This is a genomic window from Curtobacterium sp. PhB130 (genome assembly GCF_003755165.1).
Lineage (GTDB): Bacteria > Actinomycetota > Actinomycetes > Actinomycetales > Microbacteriaceae > Curtobacterium.
Genome location: NZ_RKII01000007.1, coordinates 76132 through 92620, shown reverse-complemented (window position 1 = coordinate 92620; position 16489 = coordinate 76132). Strand labels below are relative to the sequence as shown.

The window sequence follows — 16489 nt, the reverse complement described above, 5'->3', positions numbered from 1 at the left end:
CGGTCACTCCTGGAACGTCGCGCGGTAGGCGGTCGGTGAGGTCCCGATGATCGCGCCGAAGTGCCGGCGGAGGTTCGTGTCCGAGCGCAACCCGGTGGCCTCGGCGATCCGGGTGACGCTGAGGTCGGTGCGCTCGAGGAGCTCGCGCGCGTGGTCGATGCGGGCACGGAGCACCCACTGCATCGGGGTGATGCCGGTGTCCGCGGTGAAGCGCCGCGAGAACGTCCGGGGTGAGACGTTCGCGCGGCGCGCGAGCGTCGTGAGCGTCAGGTCGTCCTGCAGGTGGTCGAGCGCCCAGGCGCGGGTGGCCGCGAAGACGTCGCCGAGGGGTTCCGGGATGCTGCGGGGGACGTACTGCGCCTGACCGCCGCTCCGGTACGGGGCGCTGACGAGTCGTCGTGCCACGTGGTTCGCGAGCCCGACGCCGTGGTCACGGCGGATGAGGTGGAGGCAGAGGTCGAGGCCGCTCGCGGCTCCGGCGCTCGTGAGGACGTCGCCAGCGTCGACGAAGAGCACGTTCTCGTCGACGTCGACCGCCGGGTACCGCTCACGGAGCACGTGCGTGTAGTGCCAGTGCGTCGTCGCACGACGGCCGTCGAGCAGTCCGGCGGCGGCGAGCGTGAAGGCGCCCGTCGAGATGGCGGCGATCCGGGCACCACGCTCGTGGGCCGTACGCAGCGCGGCGATCACCGCGGGCGGCGTGGTGGTGTCAGCGGGGTTCCGGAACCCGGGGACGAGCACGGTGTCCGCCCACGCGAGGGTCTCGAGGTCGTGGCCCACGGCGTAGGCGAGCCCGTTCCACCCGTCGACGGTGCCGGCCTGTTCCCCGCAGACCCGGACCTCGTACGGCATGCTCGGCCGCTTCGCGAAGACGTGCGCGGCGATCCCGACGTCGAGCGCCTTCGCGCCGTCCAGCACGAGCACGGCCACGCGGTGGTCGCGGACGGAGTTCACGGTGGCGAACCTAGCGCGCATCGAGCACCGGCCGGGACCGCGACGCGACGGCGGTCGCCACCACCAGGACGACCAGGACGACGCCGGCCGCTGCCGCGTACACGGCGCGGTACGGGTCCGGGAAGCCCCCGAGCCCGGCGATGAGCAGCCCCGCCAGGACCGCGCCGACGCGACGGGTGTTCGTGAAGAGCCCGGACGCGAGCCCAGGGCTCGGGAAGACGTCCTGGAAGACGGTCAGCCCGACACCGGCGACCGAGGCGAAGAACCAGGCGTTCAGCGGCTGCAGGGCCAGCAGCTGCCACGGCTCGTGGACCAGCGTCGCGAGTCCGTAATAGACGGCACCGCACGCGCACCCGACGGCGAGCAACGTCCGGGCGGGGACACGCTCGTGGAGCCGCCCCATGACCAGCAGCGCGGGGATCTCGACCAGGGCGGCGGCGCCGAGCACGATCCCCGCCCACACGATCGGCGCGCCGAGGTCCCGGGCGACGAACAGGGTCGCGACGGTGACCGTGGCGATGTTCGTGGCCTGCAACAGCGTGAAGGCGGACACGACCGACCACCGTGACCATCCCCGCAACTGCGCGAGCAGGCTCGGACGGACCGCCTGGTCCTGCTCGGGCACGGGCCCGCGGCGGCGCAGCAGGAGCAGGGCGGTGACGACGTTGACGATGCTGATGCCGGCGAGCAGCAGCAGCGCGGCAGGGGTCCCGGCGAGGCCCGTGCTGAGCGTCGCGAGCGGCGGGCCGACCACCCAGGCGAACGACACGATGGCGCGCGTGCGGATGACCCGGGCCGGCGGTGCACCCTCGTGCCGGAGCTGCGCGAACAGCAGGGTCGACCCGACGCCGGGCGGGCCGCCGAGCACCACGAGCGCGATCACCAGGACGGGCAGCGAGGTCGTGAGGGCGAGTGCGGCGACGAAGCCTGCGCCGGCGAGCGCGCAGAACAGCAGCGGGCGGAGGTAGTCGTGGGTCCGGTCCGCCGTCGCGGGGATCACCAGCGACGCGACGAACCCGCCGACGTTGTAGCAGCCGAGCACCCAGCCGACCTCGGTCGGCGTCGCGCCGGCGAGCGTCACGAGGAGGACGGCGAGCAGCGGGTTCAGGACCGCGAACTGGAGCGCCCAGAACCACGCGGCGGCGGGCCAGAGCAGGCGGCCCGGTGGGCGTTCTCGTTCCATGCAGCCAACCCAACTGCTCCCGCGCGCGGCTCACCAGCAGCAGCCAGGACGGCGGTCGTACAGATCGCGCCAACCGGTTCGCCGCTCAGATCGACGCCTCGGTCCCCCGCACCTTCCCGACCACCACGTCGACGATGCCCGCCAGCAGCGCCGCGGCGACGAAGCCGAGCGAGACACCGAGCCCGAGCGGCAGCCCGTCAGAGTAGTCCCCACGCGACGTCGCCAGCGCCGAGTAGAACACGCTGCCGACCGCCGCGATGCCGATCGCCGACCCGACCCGCGCGCCGACCTGGATGAGCCCGCCCGCCGAGCCGCCCTGCTCGACCGGCACCTCGGACAGGGTGAGGGTCTGGTTCGGCGAGATGGTCAGCCCGGAGCCGATGCCCGCCACGAGCAGCGGCGCCACGAGCCACCACCCGAGGTCGGACCGGAAGTGGTTCGCGACGACCCAGATGACGCCGCCGAGTCCGATGAGCACGAGGACGGTCCCCACGACGATGAGCTGCCGTCCGAAGCGGTGCACGACCCGCCCGCCGACGGTCGACGCGATCCCGGACCCGATCGCGAACGGGACGGAGGCGAGCCCCGCCAGCAGTGCGGAGTAGTGCAGCCCCGACTGCAACGCCAGCGTCAGGACGAAGAACAGTGGGGTGAACCCGGCGAAGTACAGGGTCGCGAGACCGACGCCGAGTGAGAACGACCGGCGCCGGAACAACCCGAGGTCGATGACCGGCTCCTTGGTCCGCTGGTACCGCCGCTCCCACAGCACGAAGCACGCACCGAACACGACGGCGACGACGACGAGCCACCACTTCGCGCCGCCCTTCCACTCCTGGGACTGCACGAACGGCAGCAGCAGGGCCACCACGGCAGCTCCGAGCAGGGCGATGCCCACCGGGTCGAAGTCGTGCTTCCGGCCGCGTTCTGTCCGGGCCGCGGCCGGCAGGAAGCGGAAGGCCAGGACGATCGTGACGAGTCCCACGGGCAGGTTCACGAAGAAGACGAACCGCCACCCGTTCTCGGTCCCGAACGCGGTGATGAGCAGTCCGCCGACGAGCGGACCGATCGCGGTCGCGATCCCCACGGTCGCCCCGAACAGCCCGAACGCGGTGCCACGCTCCTTGCCGCGGAAGAGCTGCTGGATGAGCGCGGTGACCTGCGGGGTGAGCAGCCCGCCGGCGAGACCCTGCACGAGCCGCGCGATCACCAGCACGAGACCGTTCGGCGCGAATCCGCAGAGCGCGCTCGCGAGGGTGAAGAGCCCGACGCCGATGACGAACATGCGTCGGCGGCCGGAGGCGTCGCCGAGCCGCCCGCCGGGGACGAGCAGCAGGCCGAAGGACAGCGCGTAGCCGGAGAGGATCCACTGCACGGCCTCGGGCGAGGCGCCGGGGAGTCCGCTCGAGATCGACTGGAGCGCGACGTTGACGATCGACACGTCGAGGAGCACGATGCCGCCGCCGAGCAGGCAGACGACGAGGGCCTTCCAGCGGTTCGGGTCCGGTTGGTCGCCGGCGTCCACCGGGGAGCGGTCCGGCTGGTCGCCGGCGTCCTCCGCTCGGCGGTCCGGCCCGGACGGCGCGTCGGTACGTGCCGCGTGGTGTGCAGAGTGGTGCTCGACGGCGGGGTCGGCGTCGGGCTCGGCGGGTTTGCGGTGTTCGGCTGCCATGACGCTGTCACGCTAGGCTCGGCGCCTGTCCGGTCGGGGTACAGGCGCCGGAGCTTGGTCGAGACCCGCGGCTGACCACGAGTGCAGCGCGGACGCTGCCGAGCTCAGCGAGCCGAGCGCGACGGCTCGACCGCGGTGCCGACGCGGTGCGGGAAGTGGAACCGCACGGCGAGTCCGGCGAGCGCAGCGGCAGCGATGATCGCACCGCCGAGCAGCAGCGGACCGGCGTAGCCGCCGACCAGCAGCGGGCGGGACAGCACCGGGCCGAGGATCTGCCCGACGGCGTACCCGGTGGTCAGGAGCGCCACGGCCCGCGGGACCTGGAGGTGGGCGCCGAGGGCGAGTGCGAGCGAGCTGATGCCGACGAAGGTGCCACCGAAGAGCGCGGCCGAGACCAGGGCACTCGCGCTCCCGGGCAGCACGCCGGTCAGGGCCACGCCGACGGCCTGCACACCGAGTGCGACGGTGAGGAGCGTCGGTCGGCTCCACCGGCGGCCGAGCGCGGTCCAGAGCGCGGCCCCGGGCATCGCCGCCAGGCCGACGACGACCCATGCTCCGTCCCCGGTCCACGCGGGGCCGCTCTGCCCGATCGCCGCGACGAGGAACGTCCCGGCGATGATGTAGCCGATGCCCTCGAAGCCGTAGCTGATCACGAGCGCGGCGAACCGGTGCCCCGTCGGCGGGAGCTCGTCACCGTCGGACGTCCGTCCCTCGGCTGTGGCCACCGCGGGTGGCAAACCCCACGCGACGACGGTGAGGAGCGCCGCGAGCGCCGCTGCGATGAACCACGCCGTCTGCCAGGTGGACGTCGCCCGCACGACCAGGACGACGATGCCGGAGAGCGCGATGCCGGTGCCGATGCCGCCGAACCCCCAGCCGACGAAGTGCGGTCCGACCGCTCGCAGGCGGGAGATCATCGCCGAGGTGGCGGCGATGAACACCAACGCGCTGGTGAGTCCGGCGACGAACCGGAGCACCGACCACCACGCCACGTCCGACACCGCGGGCATGAGTGCGAGCGTCGCCACGGTGAGGAGCATCGCGACCCGCATCACCCGCTGGGACCGGACGAGGACCGGGATGCCGATCCCGAGCAGCGCTCCGAGCAGGTACCCGACGTAGTTGACCGTGGCGAGGCCTGCGCCGTCGCTGACGGACAGCCCGGCTTGGGTCTGCATGAGCGGCAGGATCGGCGTGAAGACGAACCGGGCGATGCCGGTGCTCGCTGCCAGGGCAGCAGCCCCCTGGAGGGCGATCACCCCGGGCGAGCCGACGCGCAGCGACGGGAGGGCGATGGTGTGGGTGGCGGTGATGGCCATGGTGTTCCCGTCGGTCGGTGGTCCGGTGTCGCAGCGTTCCCGGCTGCAGCAGTGACGCTACGAGCGGCCGAGCGGGAGCGGAATTGCCGGAGACGGCGGACTTATGCTTGGCGGTCATGGACGTCGAACTGCGCCACCTGCGGGCGTTCCTGATGGTCGGCCGGCACCTGTCCTTCACCCGTGCGGCGGAGCAGCTGTTCGTGACACAGCCGGCCCTGACCCGGACGATCAAGCAACTCGAGGACCTCCTCGAGACACGGCTCCTCGACCGGGACACCCGGCGTGTGGGGCTGACGGAAGCGGGCGCGCGGTTCTTCGAGCAGGCGCAGTCGGCGGTCGCGGCCGTCGACCGGGCCGTGTCGTCGGTGGTGGCGCCGACCCCGCTGCGCCTGGCCTTCACCTGGCTGCTGCCGACACCATGGGCGCAGGACGCCATCGCGGAGTACGAGCGGATGGGCGAGGGGTCGGTGTCGCTCGTCCGGACCGATGAACCCGTCGACGCGCTCCTCCGTGGGGACGTCGACGTCGCGGTCCTCCGGGAACCCCGTGCCGTCCCGGAGCAGGTCCGCGTGGTCCCGCTCTTCCACGAGGAGCGGGTGCTGATCTGCTCGGCGAGGTCCGGCATCCCGGTCGACCGCCCGGTCCCGTGGGGCGACCTCCGACACCACCCGTTCGTGTTCAACGCGGTCACCGGGACGGTCGGGCCGTGGTCATGGCCGGACGGGGACGGTCCGACGACGTTCGTGGAGACGGCGAACTACGACGAGTGGCTGGAGTCGATCGCCGCGGGCCGGGGTGTGAGCGCGGTGTCGGCCATCGCGGCGCAGCGCACCATCCACCCTGCGATCCGGTTCGTGCCGTTCGCGGACGCACCGCCGAGCTCGGTGTCGATCGCGTTCGTCCCGGGTGATCGGGACCCGGTCAAGCGCCGGTTCGTGGGCGCCGCCACCGCTGTCCTCGCCTCGACGGAGCAGCGATAACCAATCGGTCTACTAGTGTGCTACGGTCATGCCATGCCCACCGAGACCGACTCCCGCCAGGCCATCCTGGACGCCGGACAGCGCACCATCGCGCACAAGGGCTGGGCCGCCGTCGGTCTGAACGAACTCCTCGCGGAAGCCGGCGTTCCGCGGGGGTCCTTCTACTACTACTTCAAGTCGAAGGACGTCTTCGGTGAAGCGATGATGCAGGAGTACTTCCGCGAGTACCTCGCCGACATGGACGAGATCTTCGAGCGACAGGACCTCCCCGCGGCCGATCGACTGCTGCGGTACTGGCAGCAGTGGCGGGAGACGCAGAGCCTCGACGACTGCCAGGGCAAGTGCCTCGCGGTCAAGCTCGGCGCCGAGGTGTCCGACCTCTCCGAACCGATGCGGATCGCCCTCAAGGACGGCACGACCGCGATCATCGAACGCATCACCCGGATGATCACCGCGGGACAGACGGACGGCTCACTCGCCGCGGACATCGATGCCGAGAGCACCGCACAGACGCTCTACGACCTCTGGCTGGGCGCGAGCGTGATGGCGAAGATCCACCGCAACACTGCTGCGATGGACAACGCGTACGGCATCACCACGCAGATCCTGCACTGACCAACTGACTCCCCCGGTTCACCGGGGTCCAGCTCCACCTCCAGATAACTGACCGGTCTACTAACGAAGGACGGCTCCCATGAAGATCCTGATGGTCCTCACCTCGCACGACGAACTCGGCACCACCGGCCGCAAGACCGGCTTCTGGCTCGAAGAACTCGCCGCGCCCTACTACCGCTTCATCGAGGCAGGCGCCGAGATCGTCCTCGCCTCCCCGAAGGGTGGCCAGCCCCCGCTGGACCCGGTGAGCAATGCGCCGGCCAACCAGACCGACCACACTCGCCGCTTCGAGCAGGACGCCGTCGCGACCCGAGCGCTCGCACACACCGTCCGTCTGGACAGCGTGGACCTGGCCGACTTCGACACGGTCTTCTACCCGGGCGGGCACGGACCGCTCTGGGACCTCGCCGAGGACCAGGACTCCGTGACCCTGATCCAGGACACCCTCCGTGCGGGCAAGCCGATCGCGCTGGTCTGCCACGCACCCGGCGTCCTCCGTCACGTCACGAACGAGGACGGCACCCCGCTCGTGCAGGGCCGCCGTGTCACCGGGTTCACCGACTCGGAGGAGGAGGGCGTCGGCCTGACCGACATCGTGCCCTTCCTGGTGGAGGACGAGCTCGTCCGTCTCGGCGGCGACTACAGCAAGATCGGCGACTGGCAGCCCTACGTGGTCGAGGACGGCCTGCTCATCACCGGCCAGAACCCGGCGTCGTCCGCGTCCGCCGCGGACGCGCTGCTCGCGAAGCTCGGGGCGCTGACCGCATGAGCGCCTACGTCGTGATGATCCGGGAGTCGCTCCGCGACCAGGACGAGTTCGCCACGTACACGACCGCCGCTCGAGCTGCCCGCGCCGGGCACCCGATCACGCCGGTGATCGGGTACGGCGAGGTCACCACGCTGGAAGGAGCTCCCGTCGACGGCATCCTCGTCAACGAGTTCCCGACCGTGCAGGACGCCCTCGACTGGTACCACAGCCCGGCGTACCAGGCCGCGCTGCCGCACCGGCACGCCGCCGCCGACTACCGGGTGCTGATCGTCCCCGGCGTCGAGCGCTGACCCGGGTCACGGCGCCGCTGCACAACCGACAGCAGCCCGAACCACGCAAGTCCGTGGTTCGGGCTGTTCTCTGTTGTGCGGAACGGCACGGAGCGTGTCCGGGTGAGCAGGGACGTCACGCGACCACGTTCCGGACGGGAGGCCCGGTGCCAGCCGGCACCGGGCCTCCCGTCCCGCAGTGGGCCAGCCGACTACTGCCGGCCGCGCTCACCGTCGTCACCCCAGCGCTGGTGGTGCGCCCGATCCGTCACGCTCCACCGCACCAGCTGACCGATCGCCTGCGGCGCTCCGTCCGCATCCGGGACGAACACGGAGGTCGTCCCGTAGAGGACGCCGTTCCGCAACTCGATGGCACCCGGCGAGGTGACGGCGATCCGTTGCGTCACCCGGCCGCTCCACGGCGAGACCACCGAGACCTGACCGGTCCCGGCCGCTCCGCCGAACAGTTCGGCGACGAGGACGGTCCCGGACCGCTGGTCGACGGCGAGGTCCGTCGCTCCGACGAAGCCCGTCGCGACCCGCTGCACCGCGCCGTTCGACGGGGTGACCCGGTACACGCTGCCGCGGGCGCCGAGGCTGGCGTCCTCCGGCCCACCGGGCAGGGTCGACACGTAGAGCGCGCCGTCCGGTCCGCTCTCCACGTCGGTCGGGACCGGCTCGAACGAGTACGGGTACCCGACCGAGCAGGCGGGCAGACCGGCCTCCGCGGCGAGCGCAGCGGTCACCGTGACCGGAGGCTGCGCCGGCAGCACCGCGACGGTCGAGACCCGGCCGTCGTAACCCACGCGGACGATGTCGTTCCCGCCGGCGTCCGCGACGTAGACACCGTCACGGAGTGCGAGCGAGGCGTACGGGTGCGAGTCGACGATCCCCCGGTAGGTGGCCGGGCCCGCCTGCCCCGCGGGGTCGACCTGGGCGGCGCACGACGCCGGCAGGCCACGGAAGCCGTAGCGGTTGACACGGTCGGGGTTCCGCGACGCCTCGTACGCATGCAGGTCGGCCAGCTGGACGGCGGCGCTGCCGGCTCGGAGCGCCATCAACTTCGCGACGCCGTTCGGCTGGTCGTTCTCGGCGTAGTAGACGGTGTCGCGGCGCGAGGACACGGCACCGATCTCGAGGCCGGGCGTCGCGGAGGCGAGCGTCGTGCTGGTCCCGCCGGGGCTGACCCGGTTGAGCTGGCCCGCGAAGTTCTGCGACACGACGGCGTTGCCCTGCCGGTCGATGTCGAGGCTGAGGGGCGTGACGAGACCGCTCGCGAGCGTGGTCGGGGCACTGAAGCCGAGGGCGGGGGCGTCGCCGTGGCGGCCCCCTGCCTGGGCTGGCGCGGCGATCGCGACGGACGCCAGGGCGGCCGCGGCGATCGCGCTGCAGAGCAGCACTTTCTTCATGGAGAGTTCCTTCTGTCGGGTTCCGCATCGGAACGACAGGGTCGGGCACGGGTCGGGCTGAGGTACGGGACCGGGCACCGCGCCTGTGCGGCGGCCCTGTCACGTCCGGCTCGGCAGAGCCCCGTCGACGGCTGAAACCTACGACCGTCGCCCGTGCCTGCGTGTCCGTTCAGGACGCCTTGCGGTCTTCCGCGCAACTTCGGCGGCATCGCGCATCGTCCGCCCGTTCCCCTTGCGCTCTGGCGCCCCGACCGCATTCCGGTGCAGCCGATGATGCCCTTTCGGGAAGTTCTCCTGCTCATACGTATGAACGACGAGAATCGCGTACGGTCATCCGTATTACCTCACCGACGAGGTCCACAGCCCCGGAGCAGCCCCCATGCCAGCACCCCACGCACGCGTCACCCAGCGCATGATCGCCGACATCGCCGGCGTGAGTCAGTCGACCGTGTCGCTGGTGCTCAACGGCAAGGCGGACGAGACCCGGCGGATCCCCGCAGCGACCCGGGACCGCGTGCTCGACGTCATCCGCGAGACCACCTACGTCGCGAACCCGGTGGCCCGGAGCCTGGTCGGTGCGACCAACGACCTGATCGGCGTCTTCACGTACGAGCCGGCGTTCCCGAACCGCTCGTCGGACTTCTACACGCCGCTGCTCACCGGCATCGAGAGCGCCGCGGAGCAGGTCACAGCGGACCTGCTCGTGTTCACGAGCACCCCCGTCGTGAACGGCAGGCGGCGGCTGTTCCACGAGTCCAACCGCCTGCGGCTCGCGGACGGCTGCATCCTGCTCGGCCGCGAGATGGACGCCGACGAGCTCGAACGGCTGCTGGACACGGACTACCCGTTCGTGGCGATCGGCCGTCGCGATGCGGCCGGCGGACGGGTGCCCTACATCGGCGTGGACTACGCCGCCGCCACACGGGCGCTCGTCCAGCGTGCGCTCGACCTCGGCCACACCCGGTTCGGTCTGCTGCGCCTGGCACTCGGCGCCGAGTCGTCCCGCGACCGGCACACCGGCATCGTCGACGCGCTCACCGGAGCCGGGCTCGACACGGCGGACGCGCTGGTCGAGACCACGGTGACCGACCACCGGACGGTCGCCGATGCGTGGGAGGCGATCCGGGCCTCCAGTCCGACCGTCGTCCTCGTCGAGGACCCGGACGACGGCGAGGAACTGCTCGACCTGCTCGCCGCCACCGGCCACGACGTCCCCGCCGACCTCTCCGTGATCGTGCTCGGCGAGCACACCCGCCACCGTGACCGCGGGACCGACGCCACGCGGCTCAGCGCGCCGCGCACCGAACTCGGCGCACGCGCCGTCGCCGCGCTCACCGAGCGCATCGCCGCAGCCCAACGCGGCGACGCGCCACCTCCGGTGCAGGAGCTGCTCGCATGCACGCTCGTCGCCGGGACCACGCTCGGACCGCCACCGCGCTGACCCGACCGACCGCACCCCCGCACGCTCCCCAACCGCCCCCCACGTCCCCCATCCGTCAGGAGTCGCTCCACCATGCCCGGAACCACCCCAACCACGACCGGCGACACCGCCGTCGACCTCATCAGCACGGACGTCGTCATCGTCGGCGGCGGCCTCGGCGGTGTCGCCGCCGCGATCGCCGTGTGCCGCGCCGGCCGCCGCGCCGTCCTCACCGAGGAGACGGACTGGCTCGGCGGACAGCTGACCAGCCAGGCCGTGCCGCCGGACGAGCACCCGTGGGTCGAGCAGTTCGGCGTCACCCGGAGCTACCGGGCACTGCGGGACGGCATCCGCGACCACTACCGCCGCGTCTACCCGCTCCGCGCCGAGGCGGCCGCGCTCCCCGACCTGAACCCCGGCGCCGGCCGCGTGAGCAAGCTCTGCCACGAGCCGCGCGTCGCCCTCGCGGTGATCGAGGAGATGCTCCAGCCGTACCGCACCGCCGGACTCCTGACGGTCCTGCTCGACCACCGTCCGGTCGCCGCGACGACGGACGGCGACCGCGTCACGAGCGTCACGGTCGAGCGTGCGGACGGCCGCCGGACCGAGCTGCGCGGCACGTTCGTGCTCGACGCCACCGAGACGGGCGAGGTCCTGCCGCTCGCCGGGGTCGAGCACGTCGTCGGCGCCGAGTCGCGCGACGAGCACGGCGAGCCGCACGCACCGGAGGTCGCGGACCCGGCGAACCAGCAGGGCATCACGTTCTGCTTCGCCGTGTCGCACCACGAGGGCGAGGACCACACGATCGAGCGCCCCGAGATGTACGACTTCTGGCGCGCGTACCAGCCGGACTTCTGGCCGGCGCCGCTCATCGGGTTCCTCGCGCCCGATCCCCGCACGCTCGAGGCGCACCCGCGGACCTTCGAGCCGAACCCGGACACCGACCCCCTCGCCGTCAGCGCCGACCAGAGCGCCGACGCGGGCGACAAGGAACTCTGGGGATTCCGGCGGATCGTCGCACGGAAGCTCTTCACCGAGGGGGCGTTCGAGTCGGACATCTGCCTCGTGAACTGGCCACTCAACGACTACTGGCTGAAGCCGGTGATCGGCACCTCGGGCGACGCCGATGCCGACGCCGAGACCACGAGGCAGGCGCTGCACGAGGCACGACAGCTCTCGCTCTCGGTCCTGTACTGGCTGCAGACCGACGCCCCCCGGCCGGACGGCGGCGCGGGCTTCCCCGGGCTCCGACTGCGCGGCGACGTCACCGGCAGCGAGGACGGCCTGGCCAAGGTCGCCTACATCCGCGAGTCCCGGCGGATCCGCGCGGTGACGACCATCGTCGAGCAGGACGTCTCCGCCGAGGTCGTCGGGGTGACCGGCCGGACGCGCTACCGCGACTCGGTCGGCGTCGGCAGCTACCGCCTGGACCTGCACCCGTCGACCGGTGGCGACAACTACGTCGACATCGCGAGCGTCCCGTTCGAGATCCCCCTCGGCGCCCTCGTCCCCCAGCGCGTCACGAACCTGCTGCCGGCGGGCAAGGACATCGGCACCACCCACATCACCAACGGCTGCTACCGACTGCACCCCGTCGAGTGGAACGTCGGCGAGGTCGCCGGCGCACTCGCCGCGCACTGCATCGCAACCGGCTCCACCCCGCAGGCCGTCCAGGCCGATGACTCCCGGTTCGCCACCTTCGCCGCAGATCTCGACCGCGACGGGGTCGAACGGCGCTGGCCCGCGGTCCAGGGCTACTGACACTCCCTCCTCACCCGAAAGGTCACAACGACGTGAAACCCAACGCACTGCGCATCGGCATCGACGTCGGTGGCACGTTCACCGACGCGGTCGCCATCGACGCCGCCACCCTGCAGCTCATCGGCCAGGCCAAGGTCCCGACCAGCCACGACCATCCCGACGGCGTCGCCCACGGCATCGTCGAGGCGCTGCACCAGCTCCTCGAACGGATCGGCCGCTCCGCCGAGGACGTCGTGTTCCTGGCGCACGGCACCACCCAGGCGACGAATGCCCTGCTCGAGGGCGACGTCGACCCGGTCGGCCTCATCGGCGTCGGGACCGGGCCGGCCGGGTTCTTCGCGAAGCGGCTCCGGCGGCTCGCGAAGATCGAGATCGCGGACGGCAAGAAGCTCCCCGTCGCGTACGAGCACGTGCCCCGCGCCGACGACGACCGGCACGTCGACGGGGTCCTCGACCGCTTCGAGCAGGCGGGCATCCGCTCGGTCGTCGTCACCGAACCGTTCTCCGTCGACGACCCCGTCGGTGAGGAACGCATCACCGAACGGGCGCGCGACCGCGGGTTCCTCGTGACCGCGACCCACGACATCAGCTCGCTCTACGGGCTCAGCAAGCGGACGCGGACCGCCGTGCTCAACGCGGTCATCCTGCCGCGGATGTTCGCGACGGCGGACCTGGTGCAGTCGAGCATCGACGCGGCCGGGATCACCGCACCGCTGATGGTGATGCGGTGCGACGGCGGCGTGATGTCGCTCGACGAGATGCGCCGCCGCCCGCTGCTCACCGTGCTGTCCGGCCCGGCGGCAGGCGTCGCCGGGGCACTCATGCAGGAGAAGCTCTCCGACGGCGTCTTCCTCGAGACCGGCGGGACCTCCACCGACATCTCGGTCATCCGCCGCGGCAAGGTCGCGGTGCAGTACACCGAGTTCGGTGGCAGCTCGACGTACCTGTCGGCGCTCGACGTCCGCACCGTCGGCGTCGGCGGCGGATCCATGGTCCGCATCCGGGCGGGAGGCTCGGCGCAGGTCACGCACGTCGGCCCGCGCAGCGCGCACATCGCGGGGCTCCCCTACGCGTGCTTCGCGACGCTCGCCGACCTGGACGGCGCCACGCTGTCCACGGTCGCGCCGGTCGACGGGGACCCGGCCGACCACGTCGTCGTCGACGCCGCCGGTGGCCGCTTCGCGATCACGATGACGTGCGCGGCCAACGCCATCGGCCTGGTGCCGGAGTCCGACTACGCGCACGCCGACCGGGCGGTCGCACGTGCCGCCCTGGCGCCGCTCGCGAACGCGCTCGGCACGGACGTCGACGGTGCCGCACGCGCCGTCCTCGACGCCGGGGTCGCCCCGGTCCGCGCGGTCGTCGAACGCATGGTCGAGGACTACCGGATCCCCGAGGAGACCGTGCAGCTCGTCGGCGGTGGCGGTGGTGCCGCCTCGGTGACGCCCCACGCCGGGGAACGCTCGGGCAAGCCCTGGCGGATCGCCGACCACAGCGAGGTGATCAGCCCGATCGGCGTCGCGCTCGCACTCATCCGCGAGCAGGTCGAGCGGGTGATCCCCGGCGCCACCGACGAGCAGATCCTGGCGGTCCGCCGCGAGGCCGAACAGGCGGTGATCAGCCAGGGTGCCGCTCCGGCCGAGGTGTCCGTCGACGTCACCGTCGACCCGCAGTCGAACACCGTCCGTGCCGTCGCCACGGGGGCGACCGAGCTCCGCACGCAGGACCGCACGGCGCGACTCACCGAGGACGACCTCCGTGCCGTCGCCGCCGGCAGCCTCGGCGTCGACGCGCGGGCACTGACCGTCCTCGCGTCGACCGACAGCCACGTCGTGTTCGGCGCCCCGGAGGAACGTCGGTTCCTCCGGAAGCCGAAGCACCCCGTCCGGGTCCTCGACCGCGACGGCGTCATCCGCTTCGCGTCGGGCGATGCCCGGGTGGACCAGACCACGGCGGGCGCCGGTGCCGAGGCCATCCCCCGGCTCATCAGCGAGCACACCTCCTACGGCGACGGGGGATCCCGTGCACCAGCGCTCCAGCTGCTCGTCGGGCCGCGGATCGCCGACCTGTCCGGAGTGCTCGACGAGTCGCAGCTCGTGTCGCTCGCGCGCACCGAGGTCGAGGGGCACGACCGGGCCGAGTCGCTCGTCGCCGTGCTCGAGGTCCGGTCGTGAACGTCGTGGACGTCGTGGCGGAGGCCGCGGCGTTGCGCGCGCTCGAGGACGTGGACGACGTCGAGCTCGGCGCACGGCTGCTCCGTGGCGTGCCGACGAACGAGTCCCGCAGCGACGAGGAGCTGCTGCGGCACGCGACACGGGCGACCGCGTTCGGCGCCGAGCTTGCGGGCTCGGCGCCGGGCGGTTCGGCCTCGTCGGCCGGTTCGCCCTCGCCGGCCGGTCCGCCCTCGCCGGAGATCGTCGAGCACGAGGGTGGTCTCGAGGCTGCGCTGCTCGCCCAGTACGACGCCCGCCACCACCGGATCGACCTGTTCACCGACTCGATCGCGTTCTGCGAGCAGCTCGTCGACGACCTCGGGTGGCGACACCTGTTCCCCGTCGGCTCGGTGCGCGCCGCCGCCGTCGAGCACGAACGGGCGCACCACCTCGTCACGGCCGACCGCTCCCGTGGCCTCCGTGCGGCGCTCGACCACGAGGTGTTCCGCCTCGGCCGGTTCCGTCGGCTGGCGTACATCGCCGGCGCGGACGAGGTGGCCGCGCACGCGTTCGCCACCAGGAGCCTCGGACTCACCCGGTCCCCGCTCCTCCTCACCCGAGCGGCGACGGCCGCGATCCGGACGCGCAACGATGCGCGGGCCGCTTCGAACCCGAAGGAGAACTGACCAATGGGCATCGCAATCATCGTCATCATGGCGATCGGGGTCGCCCTGATCCTCACCGGCAAACTCCCCACGGCGTTCGCCCTCGTGCTGCTCGCGGTGGCGATCGCCCTCGCCGGTGGCGCCTCGTTCGTCGGCGCAGAGAACAGCGTGCTGACCACGGTCATCCAGAACGGCGCGATCACCCTCGCGTCCACGATGGTGGCCATCCTGCTCGGCTCCTGGCTCGGGTCGCTGATGCGGGACACCGCGATCGCGGCGACCCTGGTCCGCAAGACCGTCGAGTTCGGCGGCGACCGTCCCGTCGTGATCGCGCTCGGAGTGCTCGTCATCTCCGCGCTCTGCGGCGCGGTGACCGGTTCCGCTCCCGCCGCCCTGCTCGCCGGGGTCATCGGGATCCCCGCGATGATCGCGGTCGGCGTCCCGAAGGTCACCGCGGCCGGGACCATCCTGATGGGCATCGGCGCCGGCGTGCCGTTCGAGCTGCCGGTCTGGCAGTTCTTCTCGACCGCCCTGCACCTCCCCATCCCGCAGGTGCGGTCGTTCATGATCCTGCTGTTCCCGTTCGCCGCCGCAGCAGCGGTCGCGTACGTCATCGTCGAGACCCGGCGACGCGGAACCGTGCACGCCTGGTCCCTGGCAGCCCCGGCCGACGGGACACGTGTCGTGGTGAGCCGACGTCGACGCCTGGGCGACGCGCCGTGGTTCGCGCTGCTGACCCCGCTCGTCCCGATCGTCCTGGCACTCGTCCTGCAGGTGCCGATCATCCCGTCGCTGCTCGCCGGCGTGCTGTTCGCCGTCGTCACGACGACCCGGCCCGGCCTCTGGGGAACCACGATGCTGCGTTCGCTCTACGACGGGTTCAAGGTCGCCGCCCCGCCGATCACGCTGTTCATCGCGATCGGCATGCTCCTCGCCGCCGTCGGGCTGCCGGGATCGGTCGCCGCACTCCGACCGATCGTCGAGGCCGTCGCCCCGACGAACATCTGGCTCTACGTCATCGTGTTCTCGGTGCTCGTCCCACTGTGCCTGTACCGCGGGCCGCTCAACATCTTCGGACTCGGGGCGGGGATCGCCGGTGCGATGACCGCGATCGGCTTCTACTCGCCGATGGCCGTCCTCGGGCTGATGACCTCGTACAACCAGGTGTTCGGCGTCGCCGACCCCACGAGCACCCAGACCGTGTGGGCGTCCCAGTACGCGGGGGTCTCGCCGCAGGCCGTGATGGTCCGGGTGCTGCCGTACGTCTGGGTCGTGGCGATCGCGGGCATCGTCCTGTCGGCGGTCAAGTACCTCTGACGACGG

General features: G+C 72.1%; 14 protein-coding genes. 9 read left to right on the top strand and 5 right to left on the bottom strand.

Going from position 1 to position 16489, the window contains the following annotated elements; translation table 11 throughout:
• Positions 1-3: 3 nt before the first annotated feature.
• The 4 genes from EDF24_RS06260 to EDF24_RS06245 form a co-directional block, all read right to left on the bottom strand.
• Positions 4-975 (bottom strand): GlxA family transcriptional regulator, encoded by a 972-nt coding sequence (locus tag EDF24_RS06260; protein WP_123655891.1) that lies wholly within the window; start codon positions 973-975, stop codon positions 4-6.
• Positions 965-2137 (bottom strand): MFS transporter, encoded by a 1173-nt coding sequence (locus EDF24_RS06255; RefSeq protein WP_123701607.1) that lies wholly within the window; start codon positions 2135-2137, stop codon positions 965-967. Before EDF24_RS06255 ends, EDF24_RS06260 begins: the two co-directional genes overlap by 11 nt.
• An 85-nt stretch (positions 2138-2222) precedes the next feature.
• Positions 2223-3806, bottom strand: coding sequence for an MFS transporter (locus EDF24_RS06250; protein ID WP_123701605.1), 1584 nt, complete (start codon positions 3804-3806; stop codon positions 2223-2225).
• Between the two features lie 104 nt (positions 3807-3910).
• Positions 3911-5125, bottom strand: a complete 1215-nt coding sequence (locus tag EDF24_RS06245; RefSeq protein WP_123701603.1) for a YbfB/YjiJ family MFS transporter — start codon at positions 5123-5125, stop codon at positions 3911-3913.
• Positions 5126-5241: 116 nt separating this feature from the next.
• Here EDF24_RS06245 and EDF24_RS06240 point away from each other — a divergent pair, with 116 nt between their 5' ends.
• From EDF24_RS06240 to EDF24_RS06225, 4 genes are all read left to right on the top strand, one after another.
• Positions 5242-6105: a LysR family transcriptional regulator gene (locus EDF24_RS06240; RefSeq protein ID WP_221181349.1), complete on the top strand. Its 864-nt coding sequence runs from the start codon at positions 5242-5244 to the stop codon at positions 6103-6105.
• Positions 6106-6138: 33 nt separating this feature from the next.
• Positions 6139-6720 (top strand): TetR/AcrR family transcriptional regulator, encoded by a 582-nt coding sequence (locus tag EDF24_RS06235; protein ID WP_123701599.1) that lies wholly within the window; start codon positions 6139-6141, stop codon positions 6718-6720.
• A gap of 79 nt (positions 6721-6799) precedes the next feature.
• On the top strand, positions 6800-7489 hold the full coding sequence (locus tag EDF24_RS06230; protein WP_123701597.1) for a type 1 glutamine amidotransferase domain-containing protein: 690 nt from the start codon (positions 6800-6802) through the stop codon (positions 7487-7489).
• Positions 7486-7779 carry a DUF1330 domain-containing protein gene (locus tag EDF24_RS06225; RefSeq protein ID WP_123655898.1) on the top strand — a complete coding sequence of 98 codons (294 nt, stop codon included), beginning with the start codon at positions 7486-7488 and terminating at the stop codon, positions 7777-7779. Before EDF24_RS06230 ends, EDF24_RS06225 begins: the two co-directional genes overlap by 4 nt.
• A 191-nt stretch (positions 7780-7970) precedes the next feature.
• Here the strand turns inward: EDF24_RS06225 and EDF24_RS06220 are convergent, their stop codons facing one another.
• A complete protein-coding gene (locus EDF24_RS06220) occupies positions 7971-9167 on the bottom strand; it encodes a ScyD/ScyE family protein (RefSeq protein ID WP_123701595.1) in 1197 nt (398 codons plus the stop codon).
• 379 nt (positions 9168-9546) lie between these two features.
• On the opposite strand from EDF24_RS06220, the gene EDF24_RS06215 reads away from it, so the two are divergent.
• From EDF24_RS06215 to EDF24_RS06195, 5 genes are all read left to right on the top strand, one after another.
• Positions 9547-10608, top strand: coding sequence for a LacI family DNA-binding transcriptional regulator (locus tag EDF24_RS06215; protein ID WP_123655900.1), 1062 nt, complete (start codon positions 9547-9549; stop codon positions 10606-10608).
• A 72-nt stretch (positions 10609-10680) separates the two neighbouring features.
• On the top strand, positions 10681-12348 hold the full coding sequence (locus EDF24_RS06210) for an FAD-dependent oxidoreductase (RefSeq protein ID WP_123701593.1): 1668 nt from the start codon (positions 10681-10683) through the stop codon (positions 12346-12348).
• Between the two features lie 32 nt (positions 12349-12380).
• Complete coding sequence (locus tag EDF24_RS06205; protein WP_123701591.1) at positions 12381-14522, top strand: hydantoinase/oxoprolinase family protein; 2142 nt, start codon at positions 12381-12383, stop codon at positions 14520-14522.
• The gene (locus tag EDF24_RS06200; RefSeq protein WP_123701589.1) at positions 14519-15187 is read left to right on the top strand and encodes a hypothetical protein; all 669 of its coding nucleotides are present in this window, start codon (positions 14519-14521) and stop codon (positions 15185-15187) included. Before EDF24_RS06205 ends, EDF24_RS06200 begins: the two co-directional genes overlap by 4 nt.
• A 3-nt stretch (positions 15188-15190) precedes the next feature.
• A complete protein-coding gene (locus tag EDF24_RS06195; RefSeq protein WP_123701587.1) occupies positions 15191-16483 on the top strand; it encodes a transporter in 1293 nt (430 codons plus the stop codon).
• Positions 16484-16489: the final 6 nt, after the last annotated feature.

Excerpts from the sequence above, each read along its gene's own strand:
- EDF24_RS06260 (WP_123655891.1), bottom strand. The coding sequence starts at position 975 with ATGCGCGCTAGGTTCGCCACCGTGAACTCCGTCCGCGACCACCGCGTG.
- EDF24_RS06225 (WP_123655898.1), top strand. The coding sequence starts at position 7,486 with ATGAGCGCCTACGTCGTGATGATCCGGGAGTCGCTCCGCGACCAGGAC.
- EDF24_RS06240 (WP_221181349.1), top strand. The coding sequence starts at position 5,242 with ATGGACGTCGAACTGCGCCACCTGCGGGCGTTCCTGATGGTCGGCCGG.
- EDF24_RS06195 (WP_123701587.1), top strand. The coding sequence starts at position 15,191 with ATGGGCATCGCAATCATCGTCATCATGGCGATCGGGGTCGCCCTGATC.
- EDF24_RS06235 (WP_123701599.1), top strand. The coding sequence starts at position 6,139 with ATGCCCACCGAGACCGACTCCCGCCAGGCCATCCTGGACGCCGGACAG.
- EDF24_RS06255 (WP_123701607.1), bottom strand. The coding sequence starts at position 2,137 with ATGGAACGAGAACGCCCACCGGGCCGCCTGCTCTGGCCCGCCGCCGCG.
- EDF24_RS06230 (WP_123701597.1), top strand. The coding sequence starts at position 6,800 with ATGAAGATCCTGATGGTCCTCACCTCGCACGACGAACTCGGCACCACC.
- EDF24_RS06250 (WP_123701605.1), bottom strand. The coding sequence starts at position 3,806 with ATGGCAGCCGAACACCGCAAACCCGCCGAGCCCGACGCCGACCCCGCC.
- EDF24_RS06210 (WP_123701593.1), top strand. The coding sequence starts at position 10,681 with ATGCCCGGAACCACCCCAACCACGACCGGCGACACCGCCGTCGACCTC.
- EDF24_RS06215 (WP_123655900.1), top strand. The coding sequence starts at position 9,547 with ATGCCAGCACCCCACGCACGCGTCACCCAGCGCATGATCGCCGACATC.
- EDF24_RS06220 (WP_123701595.1), bottom strand. The coding sequence starts at position 9,167 with ATGAAGAAAGTGCTGCTCTGCAGCGCGATCGCCGCGGCCGCCCTGGCG.
- EDF24_RS06245 (WP_123701603.1), bottom strand. The coding sequence starts at position 5,125 with ATGGCCATCACCGCCACCCACACCATCGCCCTCCCGTCGCTGCGCGTC.